Raw genomic sequence first — 25,949 nt, 5'->3', positions numbered from 1 at the left:
CCGTAGGTAGAATCAGATTTTTCCGCTTATTTTTGGTATAATTTATACTAGAATTTTCCGTGTGAAAGGGGAACTATGTCAGAGTATTTATCGGTATCCAGTCTGACCAAATACCTCAAGTTAAAATTTGATAAGGACCCCTATCTAGAGCGGGTCTATTTGACGGGTCAGGTCTCGAATTTCCGTAAGCGTCCCAATCACCAGTATTTTTCTCTAAAGGATGAAAAAGCTGTGATCCAGGCGACTGTCTGGGCTGGGATTTATAAGAGTTTCGGCTTTGAGCTCGAAGAAGGCATGAAGATCAATGTCATCGGTCGGATCCAACTCTATGAGCCAAGTGGCAGTTATTCCATTGTCATCGAAAAGGCGGAGCCAGATGGCGTCGGCGCTTTAGCTATTCAGTTTGAGCAGTTGAAAAAGAAACTCCAGGAAGAAGGCCTTTTTCAAGAGAAGTTCAAACAGGCTATCCCCCAGTTCTCCAAGAAAATTGGGGTTATTACCAGTCAGAGTGGGGCCGTTATTCGCGATATTATCACGACTGTTTCGCGGCGCTTTCCGGGCGTGGAGATTCTCCTTTTTCCAACCAAGGTACAAGGAGAGGGAGCTGCCCAAGAAATTGTCGCCAATATCCAAAAGGCCAATGATCGGTCGGACCTCGATGTCTTGATCATCGGTCGTGGTGGTGGCTCCATCGAAGACCTGTGGGCCTTTAATGAAGAGCCAGTTGTGAGGGCTATTTTTGAGTCTAGAATTCCCATTATTTCCAGTGTGGGGCATGAGACAGATACTACTCTGGCAGACTTTGTCGCAGATCGCCGGGCAGCAACTCCTACAGCTGCGGCTGAGTTGGCAACGCCTGTGACCAAATTGGACCTGCTCAATCATTTGCAGAAGCAGGAAGGGCGGATGGCAACCGCTATGCGCAACCGCCTGGTCTATCATCGGGAACGCCTGCAAAAACTGAGCCAATCGGTCATCTTCCGTCAGCCAGAGCGGCTGTATGATTCTTACCTGCAAAAGCTGGATCAGATTCAGTTGCGGTTGAAACAGGCTGTATCAGAGTCGGTTACCAGAAATAGCCGCCAGTTACAAGAACTCCGCCATCGATTGGCCTCTCAAACACCACAGCATCAGCTCGAGCGTTATCGAGACCAGATTCTCCAGATGGAGCGATTGCTGACCTTGAAAATCAAGGAGCTCTACCAGACAAAAGCAGCAGATGCCAAGCGCCTATCGGAGGCTCTCTTGATGTTGGATACCAGTCGCATCGTGGCTAGAGGCTACGCCTTGGTACAGGCTGGAGATCAGGTTTTGGATAGCGTAGATATGATTAAAGAAAAGGATGCCTTGACGCTAGTCATGCGGGATGGGCAAGTAGAAGTAGAGGTAAAGCATGTCGAAAGAAAAGAAATTTGAAGAAAATTTAGCTGATTTGGAAGCTATCGTCCAAAAGTTGGAAAGTGGGCAAGTGCCCCTCGAAGAGGCCATCTCAGAGTTTCAGAAAGGAATGAAGCTATCAAAAGACTTGCAAGAAACACTTGATCAGGCTGAAAAGACCTTGGTCAAGGTGATGCAAGCAGATGGCTCAGAAACGGAACTAGTATGATTCTAGAAGAAAAACTGCAAGGGGTTGAAAAAGCGATAGGAGGTTTCTACGAGGCTAAACAAATCGCTCCCCGCTTGGTAGAATCCATCCTGTATTCAGTCCATGCAGGGGGGAAACGGATTCGACCTTTGCTCTTATTGGAGTTGCTGGAAGCCTTTCATGCTCCCATCCTTGAAGCTCATTTTCAGGTGGCAGCCGCTCTTGAAATGATTCATACGGGAAGCTTGATCCATGATGATTTACCAGCCATGGATAATGATGATTATCGTCGTGGTCAATTGACCAACCATAAAAAGTTTGGGGAAGACCTAGCCATCTTAGCAGGAGACTCGCTCTTCTTAGATGCCTTTGCCTGTGTGGCAGAGGCAGACCTTCCAGCTTCTATCCGGGTGCAACTGATTGCTCTGTTATCGGATGCTTCAGGGACAGCTGGGATGGTGGCAGGCCAAGTCTTGGATATGGAAGGGGAAGGGGCGAGCCTGACCTTGGATCAGTTGCAAGTCATCCATGCCAATAAGACCGGGCGACTGCTCGCCTATCCATTCCAAGCAACAGGGATCCTCTTAGGGCTTGAGCCAGCTGTTGCGACTCTCTTAGAGGAAATTGGCCTCCATTTAGGCTTGGCCTTCCAGATTCGGGATGATATTTTGGATGTGACTGCTGATTTTGCTTCCTTAGGGAAAACCCCTCAGAAGGACCTGCAGGCTGAAAAATCGACCTATCCTGCCCTCCTCGGTCTAGATGGAGCTCAGGATTATTTGGACCGGGAGCTAGATGCCTGTGAGGACCTGCTCGATCGCATTTCACAGCAGGTAGACTTCGACGGGACTGGAATCAAAAAGATTATAGAAAGACTTAGAATTCATGGCGAAGGAAAGAGTTGACGTACTAGCCTACAAGCAGGGATTATTTGAAACCCGGGAGCAGGCCAAACGCGGTGTGATGGCTGGTCTGGTGGTTGCGGTCCATAATGGCGAGCGCTTTGATAAACCAGGCGAAAAAATTGATGAAGCGACAGAATTAAAACTCAAGGGTGAAAAACTCAAATATGTCAGTCGTGGTGGTCTCAAGTTAGAAAAGGCCTTGGACCTTTTTGAGATTGACCTGCAGGATAAGGTCACGCTGGATATTGGTGCTTCTACAGGAGGCTTTACGGATGTTATGCTTCAAAATGGAGCTGCCTTGGTCTATGCAGTGGATGTAGGGACCAATCAGTTGGCATGGAAACTCCGTCAGGACCCTCGGGTCATCTCGATGGAGCAGTTCAACTTCCGCTATGCGACCTCTGAGGATTTTGAGCAAACCCCAAGCTTTGCTAGCATAGATGTTAGCTTTATTTCCCTCAACCTCATCTTGCCAGCCCTCCATGGGATTTTACAAGAGGGAGGCCAGGTGGTCGCCCTTGTCAAACCCCAGTTTGAAGCTGGTCGGGAGCAGATTGGGAAAAATGGGATTATCAAGGATGCCAAGGTCCATCTGTCCGTCCTGGAACAGGTTCAAGGCTTTGCGTTAGAACATGGCTTCTCCGTCTTGGGAGTGGATTATTCACCGATCCAAGGGGGCCATGGCAATATTGAATTTTTACTTTATTTAGAAAAGAATACTGGGCAAGATCGTCTTCAACTGCAAGAGTTTGCGGCAGTTGTCGAAAAAGCCCATACTGACTTTAAACATGAATAGTAAACAAAACCGATTAGAAAAAATACGCCGCTTTATCCGAGAAAATAAAGTGGGTACTCAGGATGCCATTGTCGAACATCTGAGAGAAGCTGGAATTTCTGCGACACAAGCGACTGTTTCCCGAGATATCAAAGAGTTGGGGATTATTAAAACGCCTTTAAAAGGTTCAGCCTATGTCTATGAATTGCCACGCGTCCAACATAGTGGAAAATTAGCAGAAAATAATCTTCAATCCTTTGAACGCATGGGGAGCTTTTTGACCCTCAAGCTTGTCCCAGGGACAGCCTATCTAGTCAAGCGGCATCTACAAGAAGATTTTGATGACATCATCTTTAGCATGATTTCTGACGACAATAGTATTTTTATTGTGGCCCGCTCGGAAGAAAAGGCTCAGTTTATCGAACAACGATTGATGGAATGGTAGGAGAGAGATGCTATTAGAAATTTCAATTAAGAACTTTGCCATCATTGAAGAAATCGCTCTGAATTTTGAAACGGGGATGACGGTTTTAACCGGTGAAACTGGAGCCGGAAAATCCATTATTATCGATGCTATGAATATGATGCTGGGGAGTCGGGCGACGACTGATGTCATCCGTCACGGTGCTCCTAAGGCTGAGATTGAAGGCCTCTTTGCCATTGACGAAAACCCTGCCCTTCAGCAGTTATTTGAAGAGCAGGGCTTAGAATGGGCAGAGGAGTTGATTATTCGCAGGGAAATTTTCCAGAATGGTCGGAGTGTCAGCCGGATCAATGGGCAGATGGTCAACCTCTCCGTTCTCAAGGCTGTTGGCCAGCATTTGGTGGATATTCATGGCCAGCACGATCAGGAAGAACTGATGCGGGCTCCCTTGCATATCGCTATGCTGGATAGCTTTGGGGAGGATACTTTTTTTGCGACTAAGAAGGCCTATAGAGAGACCTTTGAGAATTACAAGGCCTTGCGCAAGCAGGTCTTGCAGATCCAAAAAAATAACCAGGAAAACCAAGCTCGAATCGAAATGCTGGAATACCAAATTTCGGAAATCGAGGCGGCAGCCCTGTCCCTAGATGAAGATGTCCAGTTAGAGCAAGAACGGCAACGCCTGCTCAATCATAAGATGATTGCAGATACTCTAAGTAATGCTTATGCCATGCTGGATGCAGAAGACTTCTCCAGCCTTAGCAATGTGCGGTCGGCCATGAATGATCTGCAAAGCATCGAAGAGTATGATGCAGAATACAAGACCTTGTCTGATCAACTGGCTGAGACCTACTATACTCTGGAGGATTTGACCAAGCGCTTGGAGGATCTGGTAGATGGCTTGGACTTTGATGGTAACCGTTTGATGCAGGTGGAAGCTCGACTAGACCTGATCCATTCAATTACTCGTAAGTACGGTGGTCAGGTAAAGGATGTCCTTGATTACCTGGAGCAAATTAGCAAGGAATATAGCCTATTAACAGGAGGGGGAACCTCTTCTGAAGACTTGGAAAAAGAACTCAAGTCTATGGAAGGACAGTTGGTTGCCTTGGCTAAAGAATTGAGTCAAGGGCGTCATGCCTTGGCCCAAGAGCTGGAAGCAGAGATCCAGCAGGAATTGGCGGACCTCTATATGGAAAAAGCCCGTTTCCAAGTGCGTTTTACCCCATCTAAGTTTAATCGGGAAGGAAACGAAACGGTTGAGTTTTATATTTCAACCAACCCTGGAGAGGACTTTAAACCTTTAGTAAAAGTCGCCTCAGGTGGAGAATTGTCCCGTCTTATGTTGGCCATCAAGTCAGCCTTCTCACGGAAAGAAGGCAAGACCAGTATCGTCTTTGACGAGGTGGATACAGGGGTATCTGGTCGGGTGGCGCAGGCCATTGCTTCGAAGATTTATAAGATTGGACGTTATGGTCAGGTGCTAGCCATCTCTCATTTACCTCAGGTCATTGCAGTAGCTGATTACCAATTCTTTATCGAAAAGGTGAGCGATGAATATTCAACGGTTTCGACCGTTCGCTTGCTCAGTCATGAAGAGCGGGTCGAAGAAGTCGCTAAGATGCTTGCTGGTGAAGATGTGACAGAAGCAGCCCGCATGCAGGCAGAGCAATTGCTAAAACGGCCGTCCTAAGAAGAAAGGAACCGATATGGAAAGCTATTTCGTAGTGGGAGACATTCATGGAAAAGCCGGTATGCTAGAGGAACTGATGACCCATTGGGACGGTCAGTCCCAGCTGGTTTTTCTCGGAGATCTGATAGACCGTGGGGAAGATAGTCGTAAGGTTATTGAACTGGTCAAAGATTTTGTCGAACAGCAAGGGGCCATCTGCCTCTCTGGGAACCACGAATACATGTTTCTAGCCTGGATCGATGACCCGACCGAGCGCTATGACCATTACCGACGAAATGGTGGGGACACGACCATCAACTCTCTACTTGGTCGTCCTCTCACGGCTCCAGTAGATGGCGTGGCGGATGCTCGGCGCGTGCAAGAGACTTGTGGGGACCTCGTCGCTTTCATCCGTTCGCTTCCTTTTGTCTATGAAACAGAACACTATATTTTTGTGCATGCTGGGCTTGACTTGACCTTGCCTGATTGGCATGAAACGTCGGATTACCAAAAGGTCTGGATTCGCCAGCCCTTCCATGAAGCTTTGAATCAGACAGGAAAGACCATTGTTTTCGGCCATACCCCGGTTCACTATCTCTTGGATCAAAAGATTGGAACCAAGGAGCTCTGGGTGACCGAAGATGGGAAGATTGGCATGGATGGCGGGGCTGTATATGGTGGCGTCCTCCATGGCATTCTCTTTGATGACAGTGGAATGAAGACCGATGTTGCCTTGGTCAATGATGGCTTTGCAGCTATCGATGATTAAGTAAAAAGGACTTTGTCCCACAAAAGCCTAGAAAATTTGATATAATAGAGTGGATATATCTAAGAAAAGATTGTAGGAATGTTATGTCACAAGTAAAAATTGTTACAGACTCATCCGTAACGATTGAGCCTGAAGTTGTTGAAAAATACGGAATTACCATCGTTCCCCTCTCTGTTATGGTGGACGGTGTCCTCTATTCAGATGCGGAATTAACAGAAGGACAATTCCTTCAGTTGATGAAGTCCAGTAAGAACCTTCCAAAGACCAGTCAACCTCCAGTAGGTGTGTTTGCGGAAGCCTTCGAAGGTTTGGCGGAAGAAGGGGCGCAAATTATTGCGATCCATATGTCTCATGCCTTATCTGGTACAGTGGAAGCTGCACGTCAAGGCGCTACCTTAGCCAATGCAGATGTCACGGTGATCGATAGTAGCTTTACAGACCAAGCCATGAAGTTCCAAGTGGTGGAAGCAGCGAAAATGGCTCAAGAAGGAGCTAGCGTAGAGGAAATTGTAGCCCGCATTGAAGAGGTCAAGCAAAAATCTAGACTCTACATTGGGGTTTCTACTCTGGAAAACCTGGTGAAAGGAGGTCGGATTGGCCGCGTAACTGGTTTATTGAGTTCCCTTTTGAATATTCGGGTTGTCATGGAAATGAAGAACGATGAACTGCAACCGATTGTCAAAGGACGCGGACAGAAGACCTTTAAAAAATGGTTGGACGAGTTGATACAAGACTTATCTGGTAAAGAAATCGCTGAGATAGGGATTTCCTATGCTGGTGGACCTGACTTTGCTAACCAAATGAAGGCACAATTACAGCCTTTGGTTGCAGCTCCAATCTCTGTTTTGGAGACAGGTTCGATCATTCAAACTCACACTGGTGAAGATGCCTGGGCAGTTCTTGTCCGATTTGCATAGAAGCCCGTCAATAAAGGAATTTATTCCTAGATAAATGTTGATAAAAACAAGTTTAGTACTTGACCTAAAAGCATTTTTTAGATATGATAGAGATGTTAAGGGTAAAACCTAAAAAAATTTGGAGGATTTGTTAAATGGCTAACAAACAAGATTTGATCGCAAAAGTGGCAGAAGCTACAGAATTGACTAAAAAAGACTCAGCAGCAGCAGTTGACGCTGTATTTGCAGCTGTTTCAGAATACCTTTCAAAAGGTGAAAAAGTTCAATTGATCGGTTTCGGTAACTTTGAAGTTCGTGAACGTGCAGCTCGTAAAGGTCGCAACCCACAAACTGGTAAAGAAATCAAAATCGCTGCTTCTAAAGTTCCAGCATTCAAAGCTGGTAAAGCTCTTAAAGACGCAGTTAAATAATTGTGATTACAAAGGTTCCTTCTAGCTTGCTAGAAGGAACTTTTTGTTTTAGAGTAGTTTCTAGACAGGGCCTATAAATAGGAGTATAATAGAAAAAAGTGAGAAATGGGGGGTGGACCATGAGATGGATTGTTGGAATCTTTGTTCTGCTCATGATTAAGCCAATTCTTTATCTATTGAAAGGTCTCTGGTTTATTGCGGAACTCTTCTTTATGTTCCTCTTTGTCAAAATTTTACTAGGAACCATGAGATGGATCCTTAGTTGGGGAAGTTAAGATTAGATATAAAAAAGTGTGGGAGTAAAGGAGCTTGATTCGAGCTGATTTAATCCTGCACTTTTCCTTATTTACAAACATTCTAATTAGGCAAAATGTGGTATTCGTGATATAATAGTTTTAAAGAAGACACAGAAAGGGGAAAGACTATGCTAGCTTGTTTAAGGCTCGATTCCGTTCAACAAGAAAAAGTGGAAGATGTATTGCAACACCTGCGTGAAAAATCTGTACGGATTACAGAGACGCGTCGGGCTGTCCTTTCCTATCTTGTCAAAAGTCAGGAACATCCAAGTGCGGATGCTATCTATCAGGACTTGAAACCAGCCTTTCCCAATATGAGCCTGGCAACCGTTTATAACAATCTCAAGGTCCTTATTGAAGAAGGCTTTGTCTCTGAAATAAAAGTACGCAATGACACCACGACCTACTTTGACTTTATGGGACATGATCACTTAAATCTGATTTGTGAGTCTTGTGGGAAGATTGATGATATTGATATCGAAGTTCCAGACGTGAGAGCTGAAGCGAGAGAAAAAAGTGGCTACGTCATTACCAAGTGCCAAACCACAGTTTATGGCCTTTGTCCGGAATGCCAGAAGCAACAGTAGAAAAAATGAAAAAGGAGCCATCAGGCTCTTTTTTGTATATCATAACGACACCAGGATAGTGAAAGAAAAATAGTGAAAATCATGATATAATATACTTCTGTAATCAAATAATAGGAGAACGAGATGAAAAAGCTGGAGAATTTTTCTTGGAAAATGTGGCAGGTCTATGCCTTAGCAGCAGTGACCATTTTTATGATTGGTGCTATATGGTCTTTCTTTTTCTTGAAAACGGTCCCTCATATAGTTGGATAGGGTAACAATGTTTGTGAGATAAGGACTTATAGAAAGATTTAAAAAATGAAGATAAAGAGTGAAAAACTAAAAAGTTTACTGGTCATTGTTGGTTTTTTTATCCTTTTATGTATTTGTTTCTATAAAAATTTAGAATCAAATATCAAAGAAATCTACAGGAATAATCATTATACAGGAGAGGTTCGGATCACGAGCCTTTCGATTACAAGTGAAACAAAACTAGTGATTAATGCTAATTATACCTATTCTGAAACGATTAATGGGAAAGTCGTCTCTATTCCATTGAAGAAACAAATGATGTTGGAACAAGTCATTTTGCCATATTATCCACCTGTAGCTAAAGAAGTACGTTTTGGATTGCTTGGTGATTCAATAGGAATGTATAGTGAGCCTCCTAGCACGTATGTACCCATTCTTGAAAAAGCCCTAGAATTGAATCCTGAGAGAAAAAAGTTGGAGCAGGAATTAAAGAAAAAAATAGATCAAAATTCTATCTTAAAAGGATCGAAGGTTGAATTAAAACTTGGTATTTCAAGTAAAATAAAGTATATTGGCGGGATACATTGGCTTGAAGATTACGAGAAACAATCGGTGAAGAAGGGACGGACTGTTCTTGGAGGATGGTATAGTTTTCCGGTAAAAGAAGCTTTAGATAATGATGTCCTATATGTTCAAGTGACATTACCTAAAGGTGTGAAGAGGGATCATATCCGATTTAAGGATGAATTAGAAGCGATTGTACAAACATCGAGTTTGCCAAATGGTCTCTATGTCTTAGGAACTGTGACAGATTCGAATTTCGATGAGGTTGAGATTGAAGACAGAGTGGTTAAGGAAAGGAATTAAAGATGTCAGAAACAAAACAAGAAAGTAATCTTAGTTTAGTCTGGGAGCTTGCGTTGTATATTGTTCTAGTTCTATCAATTGTTGGATTTCCATTTTTGAATGGTCTTTATTATTCGTATTCTGATGATTCACAGGTTTTTCTATTTCGAAAAAGCAACTCAGTATTTTGGGGGCAAGAATTTAAAGGTGTGGTGAATTCTTACTTTATTATTTCTCTCATACTATTAATTGTTTTACCTGTTATAGCCTATTTTATTCATGATTCTTTTGAAAAAAAGGGGTATCCATTTTTGGCTAGCCTGCAATCTTTTTTGATTCACCTATCTTGTAGTGTTATTCTAATATATGCTGCATTTTCATTAACAATTCAAAAAGTTTATTATAATTTGGGGTTTGGTGTTTATCTTTGTCTGCTAATTTATATGGTTCATATGTATAGTGATTTAAAAGATATCAGAAAAATGATTGAACAACGAAATTCCTTGACTGAAGAGAATCAAGCAACAGAGTAGCCTGTCTAAGTGAAAGAAGAAACATTCCTCATTTTCAAACCAGAGCCGTTAGGCTCTTTTTTGTGAGAAATTGCACTTTTCTATGGCCGCCACTAGATTTTTCACTGAAAATCTAGTAAAATAGAATAGATAAACGGGGGGAAACCTCGGAGAATAAAAAGGAGATCCATCTAATGGTAAAATTGGTTTTTGCTCGCCACGGTGAGTCTGAATGGAACAAAGCTAACCTTTTCACTGGTTGGGCTGATGTTGATTTGTCTGAAAAAGGTACACAACAAGCGATCGACGCTGGTAAATTGATCAAAGAAGCTGGTATCGAATTTGACCAAGCTTACACTTCAGTATTGAAACGTGCGATCAAAACTACTAACTTGGCTCTTGAAGCTTCTGACCAATTGTGGGTTCCAGTTGAAAAATCATGGCGCTTGAACGAACGTCACTACGGTGGTTTGACTGGTAAAAACAAAGCAGAAGCTGCTGAACAATTTGGTGATGAACAAGTTCACATCTGGCGTCGTTCTTACGATGTATTGCCTCCTGCAATGGACCGTGATGATGAACACTCAGCACACACTGACCGTCGTTACGCTTCACTTGACGACTCAGTGATTCCAGATGCTGAAAACTTGAAAGTGACTTTGGAACGCGCTCTTCCATTCTGGGAAGATAAAATCGCTCCAGCTCTTAAAGATGGTAAAAACGTATTCGTAGGAGCACACGGTAACTCAATCCGTGCCCTTGTAAAACACATCAAACAATTGTCAGACGACGAAATCATGGATGTGGAAATCCCTAACTTCCCACCATTGGTATTCGAATTTGACGAAAAATTGAACGTAGTTTCTGAATACTATCTTGGAAAGTAAGATAGCGGGATTCGTTATCAATCATAGAAAGCTGACTTCGGTCAGCTTTTTTGTTTGTCCGTCGCATACCTAGCTGTTTTTTGGTTTTCAGGGACTCCTAAAAATGATATAATGAAGTGTTATTACATAAGGTTTCATTAGCCTTGAAAGGAAAAGAAAATGACAAAATCATTCTACATCACAACCCCTATCTATTACCCATCTGGTAAGTTGCATATTGGTTCAGCTTATACAACGATTGCCTGTGACGTCTTGGCACGATACAAACGTATGATGAACTACGATGTTTTCTACCTGACTGGTCTCGATGAGCATGGTCAAAAGATCCAGCAAAAAGCAGAAGAAGCTGGGATTACGCCACAAGCTTATGTAGATGGGATGGCGGTTGGAGTGAAAGAACTCTGGCAATTACTTGATATCTCATATGATAAATTCATCCGTACGACAGACGACTACCATGAAAAAGTGGTGGCTCAAGTCTTTGAACGCTTGCTGGCGCAAGACGACATCTACCTTGGTGAGTACTCTGGTTGGTATTCAGTCTCTGATGAAGAGTTCTTTACAGAAAGCCAATTGGCTGAGGTTTACCGTGATGAGAATGGCAAGGTTATCGGTGGGGTAGCCCCATCAGGCCACGAAGTAGAATGGGTTTCTGAAGAATCTTACTTCCTTCGTCTCAGCAAATACCAAGACCGCTTGGTTGAATTTTTCAAATCCCAACCAGATTTCATCACGCCAGATGGCCGTCTCAATGAAATGTTGAAAAACTTCATCGAGCCAGGTTTGGAAGACTTGGCGGTATCTCGGACTACCTTTACTTGGGGAGTAAAGGTTCCATCCAATCCTAGACACGTTGTCTACGTTTGGTTTGATGCTCTGCTCAACTACGTGACAGCTCTTGGTTATGGCCAAGAAGATCATGAAAACTTTGATAAGTTCTGGAACGGAACCGTTTTCCACATGGTCGGAAAAGACATCCTTCGTTTCCACTCCATCTACTGGCCAATCCTTCTCATGATGTTGGATATCAAATTGCCAGAACGCTTGATTGGCCATGGTTGGTTTGTCATGAAAGACGGCAAGATGTCGAAGTCTAAAGGGAATGTCATCTACCCAGAAATGTTGGTGGAACGCTTTGGCTTGGATCCACTTCGTTACTACCTCATGCGTAGCCTTCCAGTTGGTTCTGATGGGACCTTCACACCAGAAGACTATGTGGCTCGCATCAACTATGAATTGGCCAATGACCTTGGAAACCTCCTTAACCGGACGGTAGCCATGATCAATAAATACTTTGGTGGCCAAGTTCCAGCTTATGTCGAAAATGTCACTGCATTTGATGCTGATTTGGCTAAGGTAGTTGAAGAAAATATCACTGAATACCACAAGCAAATGAATGCGGTTGATTACCCACGCGCATTGGAAGCCGTATGGAATATCATCTCTCGGACTAACAAGTACATCGATGAGACAGCTCCTTGGGTCCTCGCTAAAGAAGATGGCGACAAGGAACAATTGGCAGCGGTCATGGCTCACTTAGCGGCTAGTCTTCGTGTCGTGGCTCACTTGATCCAACCATTCATGATGACCACCTCAAATGCCATCATGGAACAACTTGGCTTGGGCTTGGACTTCGATCTTGAAAACTTGACCTTAGCAGGCTTCCCTGAAAATGTCACAGTGGTTGCCAAAGGAACTCCAATTTTCCCACGTCTCGACATGGAAGAAGAAATTGCCTACATCCAATCTCAAATGACTGCAGGCAAACCTCAAGAAAAAGAATGGATTCCAGAAGAAGTGGAACTCAAGTCTGAAAAAGAAGAGATCAAGTTTGAAGACTTTGACAAGGTTGAAATCCGTGTAGCAGAAGTCAAAGAAGTGGAACGCGTCGAAGGATCAGACAAACTGCTTCGCTTCCGCCTAGATGCAGGAGATGGCGAAGACCGTCAAATCCTCTCAGGTATCGCTCAATTCTATCCAAATGAACAAGAATTGGTTGGCAAGAAACTCCAAATCGTGGCCAACCTCAAACCACGGAAGATGATGAAGAAATATGTCAGCCAAGGTATGATTCTTTCCGCAGAACACGGAGATCAATTAACAGTCTTAACGGTTGATCCATCTGTACCAAATGGAAGCATTATCGGCTAAACGATAGACAAAGAAAAAATCATCTAAAAAACTTTCCTTAGGTGAGTACGGACGTCAGCGAACTTCGAAGAAGTTCCATGACTTAGTTTTGGACCCTAGGTTCCAAAACTCCCGAGTGCTAGAAACAATTGTGTTTCTAGCACTTTTCTCACGGCGGAAAGTTTCAGTAGATGATTGAATAATTCTAACGAATAAATTTTTTGATTTTTATAAAATTAATTTGATTTGTAAGGAAGAACAAATTGTCTATGCTCTCAAGCACTCCCGTGGGAGTGCTTTTGTTGTATTGATATGGTTCCCATCATTGAGTTTTACAAGGATGTTAGAAGAGTCTTATTAGCAATGGATGTTAACGGAGACTTCCGCAGTGAGAAAAGAGTCTGAAACGGTATCATTTCAGACTCTCGGAAGATTTGAGACAGTAGGCTCAAATCTTAGGTATGGAATCCTAAAGGGATTCGCTACCGTCCGTCCTCACCTAAGGAAAGTCTTCGAATATAGTTTCTATTCATCTGGCTGGTATTCTAGGATATCTCCTGGCTGGCAGTCGAGTTCTTTGCAGATGGCTTCAAGGGTGGTGAAGCGGATGGCTTTGGCCTTGCCGGTCTTGAGGATGGAGAGGTTGGCAGTGGTGATACCGATTTTGTCGGCTAGCTCATTAGATTTCATTTTCCGCTTGGCCAGCATGACATCTAGATTGACGATAATCATGGCACCCTCCTTAAATGGTTAGCTCATTTTCTTCAGCAATCTCAATACCTCTCTCCAGAATCTTGCCAGAGACCCAGACGATTGGAACGGCAAGGAGAAGCCCTGTGTTAAAGGTAAATTGGAAAGTGAAGGGAAGGAGATAAGCATTTCCATTGGTTTCAAGTGTGCCAGACATAAAGGACAAGACCAAGAGAATCTTCCAAGCTCGGTTGCAAAGATCAATGTTGGAGTGAGAAAAGATCTTTTCTTGGTAGAGATTTTGGAGGAAGCTACGAATGGTGATGAGAAGAAAAATATAGATAGCGCTTGAGGCTAGTGGGAAGAGCAACTGCCAGAGAGGTTGCGGATGTTTGGGGAAGAGTTGGATGCCATTCACATCAAAGGACAGGCGCCCTGATTGAATAAGATCCTTCAACACTCCCATCCGGGAAAGCAGGTGGACGACCAGTGCAGCCAGGGTCATAAAGCCACAGAAGTAAATGAAAGCCGTTAAGACTTCAATGACATTTTTTAAGGTTTTTGAGTTTTTCATCGCAAGCCTCCTTAAATTTTTTATTTTTCACTTATAGTATACTCCTTATAAAAAATAAGTCAATAAAAAAGTATCGAAAAACAATAAAAAATTTATGAATTTCAGTCAAAATTTGCTTTAAATAGAATTTAAGGTATACTATTAGGTAACTACCATTTCAAGGAGGTATTGAAATGATCAAAAAGTTAGATAAGAAATATCTTTGGATGATCATCGCTTTTGTGAGTGCAGTGGTTCTAATCGGAGGAGTCTATCTCTACTCTAGCTCCAATATTCAACCGGATCATCAAAAAGAGTTCAACCAGACTTCGAAGACCTCGTCTTCATCTAAGGAAAAAGCCATCGATCTGTCTGGTGAATATGTATCTAATGCGCGTGATAAGGCTAAGATTCAGAAAAATGGGAAATCTTGGAAAATTGATTATCAAACAGATGATGGTGCTGTTTCAGCAACATTCTCAACGGATTTCAAAGTAGAAGGTGCTAATAAAGTTTCTACTAGCCAGATGAAAAAGTCTGATGGGAATACTGATTTTACCGTCACTGTGCGTATCTTTAAATACCAATCAGAAAAAGATCCTCTCATTACGGTAACCATGTCAGACAATGATCCGGATCACGAAATGGTCTTTGCCAATCGGAAGGATTTCTTCAAATCGACGAATCCAGATGATGCGGTATTGGATGGGGATTTGACAACCTTCTCAGGAAGTTATTCCAATGAATCGATTGAAAAGCAGATTGCAGATTCTGGCTTTAAGTTGTATGGCTATAGTCCAGAAGATTATTACAATCACCGGACTACTGTCTTCCCTTCTATCTACTCTGATCAGGATAAGGGATGGAGCTTCTGGAGTGGAGCTAGCAATGTCCAATTTGTCCTTAATAAAGATAAGAAACCGAAGAAAGCTGGATCGACCTATCAGGTTTATTTTGTCCAAGCTGGTACAAGTGGAGAAACTCCTGGTCAGGAATTGATTGTCACCTTGATTCCTGAAAACGTTCAAGGTCCTGATGGTGTCGTGTCGCCTTTGAGACGCATCTTCTACCACCAAGCCTCCTTCCAAGCCTACCAAGACAAATGGTGGGAAGCCTACCCAGAGCCTAAGAAGGACGCAGACCTTGATATTGCGGCCATCAATAATGGAGACTTCTCAAGTCTGGCAGGGACATGGCGCAACGCTAAAGGCCAGGAGATGGTCATCCAAGAAGATGGAACTGTGAAAGGTCAAGGAAGATTAAAAGCAGTGCCGAACTCTGATAAGACAAGTAAAGTCCCTTATGTAGATCTACGTGTGGGAGAAACAGGAGTGGCAGTTGGCCTCTTTAAGATTGGTTTTGAAAATCCTGATGGAGACCAGTCAGATAAGAGCAAACCTCGCTTGGTTGTTACCCAATCAGCTGGGAATTATCCAGCGGATCAATACTTCTATCGTCAATAAGAATCGAAAAACCCAGGAAATTAAATTTCCTGGGTTTTGTTTTGGTTCAATTGTTTATCACTAGGTGCTGAAGGAGTTGATTATTTCTTACTTCAACCTGTCTCTTTAAACTTACTCTTTGTGCTCAAGGAGCAGTGATGGGGTGGTCTCGACTGCTTGTTTTCGCTTGAAAACTGCAGCCATTTGAACTAGGATACGAGGAACCGTTTGCCATTTTTTCCATGCTTGGACACGGGTGTCGAGGAGTTGCTTGGCTAGACGTTCCAGCATTTCTCTTTCTGTTGGATCCAGGTCCTGAGCATTTTGAAAGATCTCTTTGATCTTGGAGAAATTTTTCAAGTTCATCAAATCGTTTATCGAAGTAATGCCTGCATCCAAGAAGAGGCCAAAGAAGGTATCGAAAAATATCTTAAGTTGGCTATCAGGGACTTCTTGTACCCACTGTTTTAAGGTTTGGTCCATCTGTTGACTATCGGGACTGGTTTGATCCAGTGTCACAAATCCATCCTTTTCAACCATCCAAGTAAAGGCGTCATGCTGGGCAAATCCACCAAAAGCTCGACTTTTAACAATCGTAGCAGGCTCTGGGACTTCCAGCATCATGCCAACAATGGATCCTTGTGGGACATAGCGATGAATGAGGTGTGCGATTCGTTGGTAGCCCTCTGTTTTGATAATGGACTTGTTGAGACCTGGAGCGTCGTAACAGTAAATGGCATCGACTTGTTTGAATAGCTGATCAGGAAGGTAGGAGCAGGCGTAGGCTGCGAGATTGCCCCCTTTGGAGTGTCCGGAAACCATGAAGCGTCCTTTTGGAAACTCCTTCATGACATGTTGTAGGTAGCTGGCTGCACGTCTCTGAGCTGGGATATGGTCCATGTAGGTCATGTGGAAATCTTCCTTCCAACCGATCAAGGTATCATCCGTCCCTCTGAAGATAACTAAATACACATCCATGGTAAGACGATAAATCATCGCCGCAAACTGTTTCTGAACATCGATATCGTATTCGTCGACATAGTTGAGCAGTTTGATATTCTTAAAGCGTTTTGAAGTGGCCAAGCTATCTACTAACTGCAAGTGCTGGTCCGTCACGATAAAATCGGTGGTCCGATCGACCAGCTCTGTCGCATCAGACAAGCGGACTTCAATATTGGTCGTATCTCCTTGGGGCACGATCCGATCAAAAGGAAGATAGGTCAGCTCCGTCAGTGCCAGGACATCGAGTTCCTTAAAGGGGCGATCATAGATGGAATCATAGGTGACATGGTCTAGATAATCAAAAATCGTGGACATGGGATTCTCCTTTGTATCTGTATGTTCAGTATAGCATAAAATACCTGAAAAGCCCCTTAGTAAAAATAGGAAATTGATGACCTCTATGCTATGCTGTCGAAAAATATGTATGCTTCTTGGATAATTTGATATAATGAAAGGGTAACACTCTAGTAAGAAAGAGCAGGAAAGAGCATGCACAAAATTCTTCTTGTCGAAGATGATGAAACCATTCGCCAACAGGTGAAGATCATCATGGAGCAGTGGGGCTTTGAAGTTATTGCAGTTGATGATTTTATGGATGTACTGGGCACCTTTGTCCAGACCAATCCTCACTTGATTTTGATGGATATTGGCCTGCCCCTTTATAATGGCTATCATTGGTGCCAGGAGATCCGCAAGGTGTCCAAAGTGCCGATTATGTTTTTATCCTCACGCGATCAAGCCATGGATATCGTCATGGCCATCAATATGGGAGGAGATGACTATGTGACCAAGCCATTTGATCCCAATGTCCTCCTGGCAAAAATCCAAGGTCTCCTTCGCCGCTCCTATGAGTTTGGGACTGATCAAGATTTGTTAGAACACCGGGGCGCCATCCTCAATCTCAAATCCATGGATCTGGTCTACGAGGGAGAAGTGATCAATCTGACCAAGAATGAATTTCAAATCCTTCGCATCCTTTTTGAAAAAGCTGGAAGTGTAGTGGCTCGGGATGATTTAATGAAGGAATTGTGGAACAGTGATTTCTTTATTGATGATAACACCCTCTCGGTCAATGTAGCTAGACTTCGGAAGAAACTTGAAGAAGCAGGACTGGAACATTTTATCGAAACGAAAAAAGGGATAGGATACGGGTTGAGCAATGGGTAATCGAATCTTTTTTGTTAAGCACTATCTGCTTGCGCATCGCCGCTATCTCTATTTACTCGGTTTACTCCTTTCTTCCCTCCTCTTGTTTGCCTATATTTTCGAAGGCTACCGCCATTTTCTTCTTTACCTGACGGGAATTTTGGCTTTCTTGATTCTTCTCCTTATTATTTGGGATGCAGTGGCTAAGTATCAGGCCTATCGGAAGGAAGTGCTCTATGGGGAGGGGGTAGCTGAGACTCCTCTAGAAAAGGTCTTGAGTCAGAAGCTAGCAGCTAGTCAGCAAGCCCAGCGGGAGCAGACTACAGTGAGTATAGAGACCTACAATGATCTGATGGATTACTATACCCTCTGGGTCCACCAGATTAAGACCCCTATTGCGGCCAGCCAACTCTTGGTTCAAAATATAAAAGACAGCGATCTGAGAAAGCAAATGGAGCAGGAGCTCTTTAAGATTGACTCCTATGCCAATGTGGTCCTCCAGTATCTGAGACTCGAAAGCTTTCACGATGATCTGGTCTTGAAGCGCGTGTCGCTAGAGGACTTGGTCAAAGAAGTCGTGCGAAAGTATGCCATCTTCTTTATCCAGAAGGGCTTAACGGTGGATCTGCATGATTTAGATGCTAGGGTCATCACCGATCGCAAGTGGCTCTTGGTCATCATCGAGCAATTGCTGTCCAATAGCCTTAAGTATACCAGCACTGGCGGGATTGAGATCTATTTCAAAGACCAGACCCTTTATATCAAAGATAGTGGGATTGGAATCAAGGATAGCGACATACTCCGTGTCTTTGAGCGAGGATTTTCAGGCTACAATGGGCATTTGACCCAGCAATCTTCTGGACTAGGTCTCTACCTATCTAAAAAGATTGCAGACCAGCTAGGGCATCAACTCCAGATGACTTCGCAGGTTGGTCAGGGGACGACTGTTGCCATTCACTTTGAAGAGAAGAAATTGGTGATGGATTAGGGAGAAGTCGCCGATACTAATGATTCTTTCCCTAAGGTTCTCTTTTATTTGAAAATGACAAAAATGTAAGATTAGATTTTAAAAATGAAAGGTTAGGTTATGGTGACCGCCTTTTATTTTCTTTACAATAGTCTTATCAAATGAAGGAGGTCAAGAAAATGAAACTCTTGAAATGGATGAAAGAACTCAAAAAGATTAAGAAACCATATAACCAAACCGATCTAGAAAAGGTAGAATTTGGTCGCCAAGTCCTGCAACAAACCCAAGAATTTTTCTTGATCTACTAGTAAAAGGAGAAAAACATGTCATTACTAGACGTTCAACATATCAAAAAGATCTACAAAACCCGCTTTCAAGGGACGCAAGTCGAAGCCTTAAAGGACATTCACTTCACGGTTGAAAAAGGGGAATACGTCGCCATTATGGGGGAATCAGGATCTGGGAAATCGACCCTCCTCAACATCCTGGCTATGCTAGACCAGCCGACGGAAGGACGGGTCTACCTCAATGGCACCGATACCTCGACCATCAAGAACAAGGATGCCTCCAGTTTCCGTCGGGAAAAACTAGGCTTTGTCTTTCAAGACTTCAACCTGCTCGATACCTTATCGGTCAAGGACAATATCCTTCTGCCCTTGGTCCTCTCCCGCAGACCGGTCAAGGAAATGATGAGCAAGGTTGATAGCGTCAGTCGGGAATTGGGCATCCACCAACTGCTTGAAAAATATCCCTACGAAATCTCTGGTGGGCAAAAACAACGGGTAGCCGTAGCACGGGCTATCATCACCTCGCCAGAAATCCTCCTTGCTGATGAGCCAACAGGGGCGCTAGATTCTAAGTCTTCGGCAGCTTTGCTAGACGTCTTTGAAGATATCAACACCATGGGGCAAACCATCCTCATGGTGACTCATTCAACTGCAGCAGCAGCTCGAGCCAAGCGCGTGCTCTTTATCAAGGACGGGATTCTTTACAACCAGATTTTCCGCGGGGAAAAAACAGAGCGTCAGATGTTCCAAGAAATCTCGGATACCTTGACGGTCATGGCAAGTGAGGTGGAGTAGATGTTTCGGTTAACCACTAAATTAGCTTGCTCCAATCTGATCAAGAACCGCAAGCTCTATTATCCCTTTGCGATTGCGGTCATTCTTGCAGTGACCATCGCCTACCTCTTTGACTCCCTGACCTTTAATCCTCACATTCATGAGCTTCGAGGGGGCGATTCCATGATCTTTACTCTCGTCTTGGGACTGTTCGTGGTCAATGCCGCGGGAGCTATCATCGTGCTCTATGCCAATAGCTTCGTCATGAAAAACCGCTCCAAGGAGCTGGGAATCTACAGCATGCTCGGCCTTGAGAAACGCCATCTCATCAGCATGATCTTCAAGGAACTCTTGCTTTTTGGCTTTTTGACCATCTCAGCCGGAGTCTTGATTGGAGCACTCTTTGACAAGCTGATCTTTGCCTTTCTCTTGAAACTCATGAAGATGAAGGTCCAGCTAGTATCTACCTTCCAACCTGGGATTGTGGTCTTGGTCTTTGTCACCTTTGGTCTCATCTTTGCCCTTTTGGTCTTTCTCAACGCTTGGCGGATTCTCCGTTTGAATGCCCTGCAGTTGACGCGTGAGAAGGCTAGTGGTGAAAAGAAAGCCCGCTTCTTGTGGCCCCAAACCATCCTGGGCTTAGCCTCTCTCGGTTTTGGCTACTATCTAGCGCTAGCTGTTGAAGACCCCATGTCTGCGATTGTGACCTTTTTTCTAGCTGTTATCTTGGTCATGATCGGGACCTACCTGCTCTTTAATGCTGGGATCACCGTTTTCTTGCACCTGCTTAAGAAAAAGAAGGCCTATTATTACCAACCCAACAACATGATCTCGGTCTCTAACCTCATCTATCGCATGAAGAAAAATGCAGTTGGGCTTGCGACCATTGCCATCCTCTCGACCATGGTGCTGGTGACCATCTCTGCTGCGACCAATATCTATGTCGGTGGCGAAATGGTCAAGAAAATCATGGCTCCCCATGATTTCTCTGTCCAAGGAAAAGGGGTGGATTTGGAGCAGATCAATCAGAAATTTGATGAATTTGCCTCTGAGCACCAGCTTGAGATCAAGAATCGTGACCTGATGACCTATGCCAACTTTGGGGTTAAATCACAAAAGGGAACGGATTTCACCGTCTATCCAGCTGACGAACGCAAGGTCAATCCTAAAACAGTCTTTCTAGTTTTTGATGCAGCCAGCTATGAGCAGATGACAGGAGAAGAGGTCGATCTGACTGGCAACCAAGTCCTTCTCTTTGCCCATAACGAGGCTCTCAAAGGGCAAAAGCAGTTTACCATCAATGGGCAGGACTTCCAAGTCAAGGAAGAAGTGAGCAAGGATTTTATCACTGATCATGTTCCAAATCAGTTCAATTTGCTAACAGAGGATTTCAATTATCTAATCGTGCCAGATCTCTCAGCCTTTATCGCCCAATTTCCAAATCTTGCCATCTATACCAATATCTATGGTGGCTTCAATGTCAATGTTGGTGAAGACCAGCAACTCAAGCTAGCAGCTAGTTATGACAAAATGATCGATGAATTGAGTAGCCAACAGGGCCAAGGAACATTTGTCTATGGAGGTAACCGTGCCAATGATGTGGCAGAGATGAATAGCCTCTTTGGTGGCATCTTCTTTATCGGGATTTTCTTGTCACTGATCTTTATGGTAGGAACAGTCATCGTTATCTACTACAAGCAAATTTCTGAAGGCTATGAAGACCGTGACCGCTTCGTCATCCTCCAACAGGTGGGGCTTGATGAAGATGAGGTCAAACGGACCATCAACCGTCAAGTACGGACTGTCTTTTTCCTCCCTCTCATCTTTGCCTTTATTCACCTGGCCTTTGCCTACCATATGATCCGACTCATTCTCAAAGTGCTCGGTGTCATCAATAGTGGCCAAGTCCTCGTCGTGACCCTCAGTGTCTGCGCCGTCTTTCTCATCACCTACCTGATCGTCTTTTGGATCACCTCTCGGAGCTACCGTAAGATTGTGCAGATATAAGAAAAAGAAGCTCGAATCAAATTAGAAACTTTCCTTAGGTGAGTACGGACGTCAGCGAACTTCGAAGAAGTTCCATGACTAATTATTGAGCCTAAGGTCTCAATAATTCCGAGTGCCTGAAACATGATTATTTCAGGCACTTTTCTCACAGCAGAAAGTTTCAATATACTCTAAATAATAATTAGAAATCATTTGGATATTTTTGCACAATAGTCCAGATTAGGTTATTCAAAGTAAAAATTGTCAACTTTTTAAGCTCGCTCATGGCGGGCTTTTATGCGAAAATCGACAGCGATTGTTTTTGCTTTTCAAAGGGATATAAAAAAGACTGAACCAGTCGAGTTCAGTCTTTGTTCGCTTTCTATTAAAGTGATGTAAGGAAAGTCAATCCACCTAGGATGACACCTGCCGAATTCGGAATGATCAAAATCCAGTCTTTTTTAGGTTCCTTTGTCCAACCATAAATGACCCAGATCAAGCAAGAAATAGCAGCTGACAAGGGTTGGAAAGGTTGGGCCTTGTTTCCCTGTAAATTAGCAATAATTTGTGGGATGTAGGCAATGAAAACGATAATCCCAATAAAGGCACCGATCGAGCCAACGATTTGGTTGATTTTTTGTTTATTCATAAAATTTTACCTCTGTGTATCAAGATAGCATAAGTAGGAAGATAATGCAATTAATTTGCATGCTATTCAAGATGAAAATGATTATATTTGCAAAAAAATTAGACAAAGTGTCTAAAATAATTACTAGAGAGAAGACTCTCTCGAAGAGAAATCCATCTTCCTGCAAAATCACAAGATTGTGACACTTTACAGTTCGGTAACATTTGAAAAAAGCACTTGAATTTTAAGAGGGCAAGCGCTAGAATAGTGCGTACTTAAAAAATGAAAGGTATTTTGAAAATGAATGAAAAACAAATGAAAATTCTTGGTTGGGTTGCGACCTTTATGTCTGTGATGATGTACGTGTCTTACTTCCCACAAATCATGGATAACCTTGCTGGTCACAAAGGAAACTTTGTTCAACCTTTAGTTGCCGCTATCAACTGTAGCCTTTGGGTCTATTACGGACTCTTTAAAAAAGAACGTGATATCCCACTTGCTGCAGCCAATGCACCAGGGATCATCTTTGGTTTGATCACAGCCATCACAGCTTTATAAGAAGGAACTAGCTCCCGCAAGGAAGCTAGTTTTTTTATACCTTACAGAAATGTAAGAAATCAGGCTCAAAATGAAAGGTTAGCTTATTGTAGATCTCTCTCCAAATCGTTACAATAGAGGTGTAAAAAAAGTTTTATGGATGTCAATCATATAACCGGATAGAAATGGAGAATGAAAATGGCCTTATTAGATGTACAACATGTGAAAAAAATTTACAAAACCCGCTTTCAAGGAACTCAGGTTGAAGCCTTAAAGGATATCCATTTTACCGTGGAGAAGGGGGAGTATGTCGCTATCATGGGGGAATCAGGATCCGGTAAATCGACCCTTCTCAATATCCTAGCCATGCTGGATCAGCCGACCGAAGGACGGGTCTACCTCAATGGCATGGACACCTCGACCATCAAGAACAAGGACGCGTCGAGCTTCCGTAGGGAAAAACTAGGCTTTGTCTTTCAAGATTTCAATTTGCTTGATACCTTGTCTGTCAAGGACAATATCCTTCTCCCTCTGGTCCTTTCTCGCAGACCGGTCAAGGAAATGATGAGTAAGGTCGATAGCGTCAGTCGGGAATTGGGCATCCACCAACTGCTTAAAAAATATCCCTACGAAATCTCTGGTGGGCAAAAACAACGGGTAGCCGTAGCACGGGCTATCATCACCTCGCCAGAAATCCTCCTTGCGGATGAGCCAACAGGGGCGCTAGATTCCAAATCATCTGCTGCGTTGCTCGACGTCTTTGAAGACATCAATAGCATGGGGCAAACTATTCTCATGGTGACCCACTCAACCGCAGCAGCAGCTCGGGCCAAGCGCGTGCTCTTCATCAAGGATGGGATCCTTTACAACCAGATTTTCCGTGGGGAAAAAACAGAGCGTCAGATGTTCCAAGAAATCTCAGATACCTTGACGGTCATGGCGGGAAAGGAGGATCGTGATGTTTAAATTAACAAGTAAATTAGCTCTTTCCAACCTCAAACAAAATCGCAAGCTCTATTATCCCTTTGCCTTGGCTGTTATTTTAACGACTATGATCCTTTATAGTTTTATCGCCTTGTCATCGACCCCTCATTTAGAGGATTCTTACGGAGGGGGAGCGGCGAGAACTGTTCTTGGTTTTGGTAGTTTCGTTGTCCAATTAGTCGTCATCATTTTAGTGGCTTATGCCAATGGCTATGTCATGAAAAATCGTTCCAAAGAATTGGGACTGTACAGTGTTTTGGGGATGGAGAAGAAGCACCTTCTCGTCATGACCTTATGGGAACTGCTCTCCTTCTATGTTCTCACAGTTGGAGTAGGACTGGGCTTGGGACTCTTGTTTGATCGCTTGATTTTTGCCTTGCTCCTAAAATGTATGGGGCTACCAGTCGTCATTCAATCAACCTTCCAGATAGAGGCTGTTCTTAACACTTTACTTGGGTTAGCCTTAGCTTTTGGTCTCATTCTTTTGTTGAATTCTTTCCGTCTCTTGCGCTACAGTTCCCTCCACCTCATGCAACAGAAAAAAGCAGGAGAGAAGAAGGGACGCTTCTTGCTGGTCCAAACTCTGTTAGGACTTGGGCTCTTAGGAATTGCTTTTTATATAGCGCTAACCGTTGAGCGTCCGGTAGCGGCTGTTCAAGGATTCTTTATTGCTGTCATTTTGGTCATTCTGGCGACTTATCTCTTATTCAATGCAGGATCCATTACCTTCTTAAGATTTCTCAAAGGTCGGAAATCCTATTATTACAAGCCAGAGAATTTTATATCCGTCTCTAACTTAATAGCTCGGATGCGAAAAAATGCAGCGGGCCTCGCGACCATTAGTATTCTTTCCACCATGGTCTTGGTCACCTTAACCGGGTCGCTCAATATCTTTATTGGAGGGCAGAATTACCTAGATACTGTTTACCCTTCTGATTACATGATTAGTGTGGGGCATATGCCTTCAGATGCTGAGACAGAAACGGTTATTGAGGATGTTCAAGCCCAAATTAAGAAAACAGCCGATGTGACACATCTATCAGATTATCAGGTGGCACAGACAACATACTGGTCTGCTGAAATTCGAAAGATTGATGGAAGGAGCTTAGAGGTGTTTGAGCAGTCCTATCAAGAAGCTGATCAGGAGATGAAGACAGAGGGAACAGTCTACTTTTTTGATCAGGCAACTTACGAGCAACTAACGGGTCAAAAAGTTGAGCTTGGGGAAAATGAAATCCTAGCCTATGGGTATCAGTATCCTGGAAGATTAGACGCACAATTAGAAATCAATGGGAAGACCTTCACGATTAAACAAAAACTAGACTCCAACTTTATCCAAGGGAAGATCCCACAAAACGCCCTGTTTCAACACCAAATGGGCTTGTACCTTGTTCTTCCTGACTTGAACCAACTGGGTCTAAAAGTTGATAAGAATTTAGAATTCTCTATTAATGCCAAAAATAAAGACAACAAAGATTTTACTGGTGGCGTGACCAAAGAGCTGTATTCGACAGACAAAATGAGTCAATATGGTGCGACTTATTTTGGTGGATATGAACGATACAGTATAGAGAAGGAGTGGCGTGAAACAGCAGGGACTCTCCTCTTTATCGGGATTTTCCTATCAGTCATCTTTCTATTAGCTACAGTACTCGTCATTTACTACAAACAGATTTCAGAGGGTCATGAGGATCGGGATAATTTTGTGATCTTGCAACAAGTAGGATTGGACCAAAAGCAAACCGGCACCACCATTCGCAAACAGATTCTCACCGTCTTTTTCCTTCCTCTATTCTTCTCCTTCCTATACCTAGGAGTAGCCTACAAGATGATCGCGAAGATCGTAGCCATCTTAGGAGCGACCAATGCGGGCTTGGTCCTTCAAACAACTCTTTCTATCTGCGCTGTCTTTTTCATCTCTTATGTCCTCGTCTTTCTTCTAACTTCTAGAAGTTATCGGAAGATTGTCGTGCGATAGCGATGTCTCTGTCAAGGATTGAAAAATGA

The 25,949-nt window shown here is 43.4% G+C and carries 29 protein-coding genes; 25 read left to right on the top strand and 4 right to left on the bottom strand.

The annotated features are described in order from the left end of the window. Positions 1–75 precede the first annotated feature (75 nt). The 16 genes from xseA to metG all read left to right on the top strand — a co-directional run bounded on the left by xseA (position 76) and on the right by metG (position 12,967). Positions 76–1,416 (top strand): exodeoxyribonuclease VII large subunit, encoded by a 1,341-nt coding sequence (gene xseA, locus AC3E6G_RS06080; protein ID WP_490700664.1) that lies wholly within the window; start codon positions 76–78, stop codon positions 1,414–1,416. After that, positions 1,394–1,606, top strand: coding sequence for an exodeoxyribonuclease VII small subunit (locus tag AC3E6G_RS06075; RefSeq protein ID WP_006596769.1), 213 nt, complete (start codon positions 1,394–1,396; stop codon positions 1,604–1,606). The genes xseA and AC3E6G_RS06075 overlap by 23 nt, the downstream gene beginning before the upstream one ends. Then, on the top strand, positions 1,603–2,490 hold the full coding sequence (locus AC3E6G_RS06070) for a polyprenyl synthetase family protein (RefSeq protein WP_490700663.1): 888 nt from the start codon (positions 1,603–1,605) through the stop codon (positions 2,488–2,490). The genes AC3E6G_RS06075 and AC3E6G_RS06070 overlap by 4 nt, the downstream gene beginning before the upstream one ends. Further along, the gene (locus tag AC3E6G_RS06065) at positions 2,471–3,286 is read left to right on the top strand and encodes a TlyA family RNA methyltransferase (RefSeq protein ID WP_048687779.1); all 816 of its coding nucleotides are present in this window, start codon (positions 2,471–2,473) and stop codon (positions 3,284–3,286) included. The genes AC3E6G_RS06070 and AC3E6G_RS06065 overlap by 20 nt, the downstream gene beginning before the upstream one ends. Next, positions 3,279–3,710 (top strand): arginine repressor, encoded by a 432-nt coding sequence (locus AC3E6G_RS06060; protein WP_023022501.1) that lies wholly within the window; start codon positions 3,279–3,281, stop codon positions 3,708–3,710. The genes AC3E6G_RS06065 and AC3E6G_RS06060 overlap by 8 nt, the downstream gene beginning before the upstream one ends. 7 nt (positions 3,711–3,717) lie before the next feature. Further along, the gene (gene recN / locus AC3E6G_RS06055; RefSeq protein WP_490700662.1) at positions 3,718–5,382 is read left to right on the top strand and encodes a DNA repair protein RecN; all 1,665 of its coding nucleotides are present in this window, start codon (positions 3,718–3,720) and stop codon (positions 5,380–5,382) included. Between the two features lie 16 nt (positions 5,383–5,398). Next, positions 5,399–6,130: a metallophosphoesterase gene (locus AC3E6G_RS06050; RefSeq protein ID WP_490700661.1), complete on the top strand. Its 732-nt coding sequence runs from the start codon at positions 5,399–5,401 to the stop codon at positions 6,128–6,130. Between the two features lie 83 nt (positions 6,131–6,213). Then, entirely contained in the window at positions 6,214–7,047 is an 834-nt protein-coding gene (locus AC3E6G_RS06045; protein ID WP_414281855.1) for a DegV family protein, read from the top strand. Between the two features lie 134 nt (positions 7,048–7,181). Further along, on the top strand, positions 7,182–7,457 hold the full coding sequence (locus AC3E6G_RS06040) for an HU family DNA-binding protein (protein ID WP_006596762.1): 276 nt from the start codon (positions 7,182–7,184) through the stop codon (positions 7,455–7,457). Between the two features lie 119 nt (positions 7,458–7,576). Then, positions 7,577–7,732 (top strand): hypothetical protein, encoded by a 156-nt coding sequence (locus AC3E6G_RS06035; RefSeq protein ID WP_193389714.1) that lies wholly within the window; start codon positions 7,577–7,579, stop codon positions 7,730–7,732. Between the two features lie 149 nt (positions 7,733–7,881). Further along, positions 7,882–8,340: a Fur family transcriptional regulator gene (locus tag AC3E6G_RS06030; RefSeq protein WP_490700660.1), complete on the top strand. Its 459-nt coding sequence runs from the start codon at positions 7,882–7,884 to the stop codon at positions 8,338–8,340. A gap of 123 nt (positions 8,341–8,463) precedes the next feature. Further along, positions 8,464–8,592: a hypothetical protein gene (locus AC3E6G_RS06025; RefSeq protein ID WP_263285629.1), complete on the top strand. Its 129-nt coding sequence runs from the start codon at positions 8,464–8,466 to the stop codon at positions 8,590–8,592. Positions 8,593–8,637: 45 nt separating this feature from the next. Next, positions 8,638–9,438, top strand: a complete 801-nt coding sequence (locus AC3E6G_RS06020) for a hypothetical protein (protein ID WP_490700659.1) — start codon at positions 8,638–8,640, stop codon at positions 9,436–9,438. Between the two features lie 2 nt (positions 9,439–9,440). Then, a complete protein-coding gene (locus AC3E6G_RS06015; RefSeq protein WP_490700658.1) occupies positions 9,441–9,950 on the top strand; it encodes a hypothetical protein in 510 nt (169 codons plus the stop codon). A 173-nt stretch (positions 9,951–10,123) separates the two neighbouring features. Beyond that, positions 10,124–10,816 (top strand): phosphoglycerate mutase, encoded by a 693-nt coding sequence (locus tag AC3E6G_RS06010; protein WP_000240128.1) that lies wholly within the window; start codon positions 10,124–10,126, stop codon positions 10,814–10,816. Positions 10,817–10,975: 159 nt separating this feature from the next. Continuing rightward, positions 10,976–12,967: a methionine--tRNA ligase gene (gene metG / locus AC3E6G_RS06005; protein ID WP_195214137.1), complete on the top strand. Its 1,992-nt coding sequence runs from the start codon at positions 10,976–10,978 to the stop codon at positions 12,965–12,967. A gap of 504 nt (positions 12,968–13,471) precedes the next feature. Here the strand turns inward: metG and AC3E6G_RS06000 are convergent. Both AC3E6G_RS06000 and AC3E6G_RS05995 read right to left on the bottom strand, forming a co-directional pair. Then, the gene (locus tag AC3E6G_RS06000) at positions 13,472–13,678 is read right to left on the bottom strand and encodes a helix-turn-helix domain-containing protein (protein WP_023022515.1); all 207 of its coding nucleotides are present in this window, start codon (positions 13,676–13,678) and stop codon (positions 13,472–13,474) included. A 10-nt stretch (positions 13,679–13,688) separates the two neighbouring features. Beyond that, positions 13,689–14,210: a DUF2975 domain-containing protein gene (locus AC3E6G_RS05995; protein ID WP_490700657.1), complete on the bottom strand. Its 522-nt coding sequence runs from the start codon at positions 14,208–14,210 to the stop codon at positions 13,689–13,691. A gap of 173 nt (positions 14,211–14,383) precedes the next feature. Here AC3E6G_RS05995 and AC3E6G_RS05990 point away from each other — a divergent pair, with 173 nt between their 5' ends. After that, positions 14,384–15,652 (top strand): DUF6287 domain-containing protein, encoded by a 1,269-nt coding sequence (locus tag AC3E6G_RS05990; RefSeq protein ID WP_490700656.1) that lies wholly within the window; start codon positions 14,384–14,386, stop codon positions 15,650–15,652. Between the two features lie 111 nt (positions 15,653–15,763). On the opposite strand, the gene AC3E6G_RS05985 is transcribed toward AC3E6G_RS05990, so the two are convergent. Next, positions 15,764–16,948 (bottom strand): DUF2974 domain-containing protein, encoded by a 1,185-nt coding sequence (locus AC3E6G_RS05985; RefSeq protein ID WP_490700655.1) that lies wholly within the window; start codon positions 16,946–16,948, stop codon positions 15,764–15,766. Positions 16,949–17,122: 174 nt separating this feature from the next. Here AC3E6G_RS05985 and AC3E6G_RS05980 point away from each other — a divergent pair, with 174 nt between their 5' ends. From AC3E6G_RS05980 to AC3E6G_RS05960, 5 genes are all read left to right on the top strand, one after another. Beyond that, a complete protein-coding gene (locus AC3E6G_RS05980) occupies positions 17,123–17,800 on the top strand; it encodes a response regulator transcription factor (protein WP_195610920.1) in 678 nt (225 codons plus the stop codon). Next, complete coding sequence (locus AC3E6G_RS05975; protein WP_195610921.1) at positions 17,793–18,767, top strand: sensor histidine kinase; 975 nt, start codon at positions 17,793–17,795, stop codon at positions 18,765–18,767. Before AC3E6G_RS05980 ends, AC3E6G_RS05975 begins: the two co-directional genes overlap by 8 nt. Before the next feature lie 158 nt (positions 18,768–18,925). Then, positions 18,926–19,054, top strand: a complete 129-nt coding sequence (locus AC3E6G_RS05970; protein ID WP_267490485.1) for a hypothetical protein — start codon at positions 18,926–18,928, stop codon at positions 19,052–19,054. 15 nt (positions 19,055–19,069) lie between these two features. Then, a complete protein-coding gene (locus AC3E6G_RS05965; protein WP_006596750.1) occupies positions 19,070–19,828 on the top strand; it encodes an ABC transporter ATP-binding protein in 759 nt (252 codons plus the stop codon). Next, on the top strand, positions 19,829–21,814 hold the full coding sequence (locus AC3E6G_RS05960; protein ID WP_490700654.1) for an FtsX-like permease family protein: 1,986 nt from the start codon (positions 19,829–19,831) through the stop codon (positions 21,812–21,814). Between the two features lie 364 nt (positions 21,815–22,178). Here AC3E6G_RS05960 and AC3E6G_RS05955 read toward each other — a convergent pair whose 3' ends face one another. Then, the gene (locus AC3E6G_RS05955) at positions 22,179–22,442 is read right to left on the bottom strand and encodes a SemiSWEET family transporter (protein ID WP_003012241.1); all 264 of its coding nucleotides are present in this window, start codon (positions 22,440–22,442) and stop codon (positions 22,179–22,181) included. A 279-nt stretch (positions 22,443–22,721) separates the two neighbouring features. On the opposite strand from AC3E6G_RS05955, the gene AC3E6G_RS05950 reads away from it, so the two are divergent. From AC3E6G_RS05950 to AC3E6G_RS05940, 3 genes are all read left to right on the top strand, one after another. Continuing rightward, the gene (locus tag AC3E6G_RS05950; protein ID WP_003006102.1) at positions 22,722–22,979 is read left to right on the top strand and encodes a SemiSWEET family transporter; all 258 of its coding nucleotides are present in this window, start codon (positions 22,722–22,724) and stop codon (positions 22,977–22,979) included. A gap of 177 nt (positions 22,980–23,156) precedes the next feature. Then, complete coding sequence (locus AC3E6G_RS05945; RefSeq protein WP_490700653.1) at positions 23,157–23,924, top strand: ABC transporter ATP-binding protein; 768 nt, start codon at positions 23,157–23,159, stop codon at positions 23,922–23,924. Next, positions 23,917–25,920, top strand: a complete 2,004-nt coding sequence (locus AC3E6G_RS05940) for an FtsX-like permease family protein (protein WP_048715482.1) — start codon at positions 23,917–23,919, stop codon at positions 25,918–25,920. The genes AC3E6G_RS05945 and AC3E6G_RS05940 overlap by 8 nt, the downstream gene beginning before the upstream one ends. Positions 25,921–25,949 lie beyond the last annotated feature (29 nt).

It is taken from the genome of Streptococcus sp. SCPM-O-B-23252 (M501), assembly GCF_058200355.1.
Note: the sequence above shows the minus strand (reverse complement) of the source record. Positions and strands in the feature narration are given on the sequence as shown.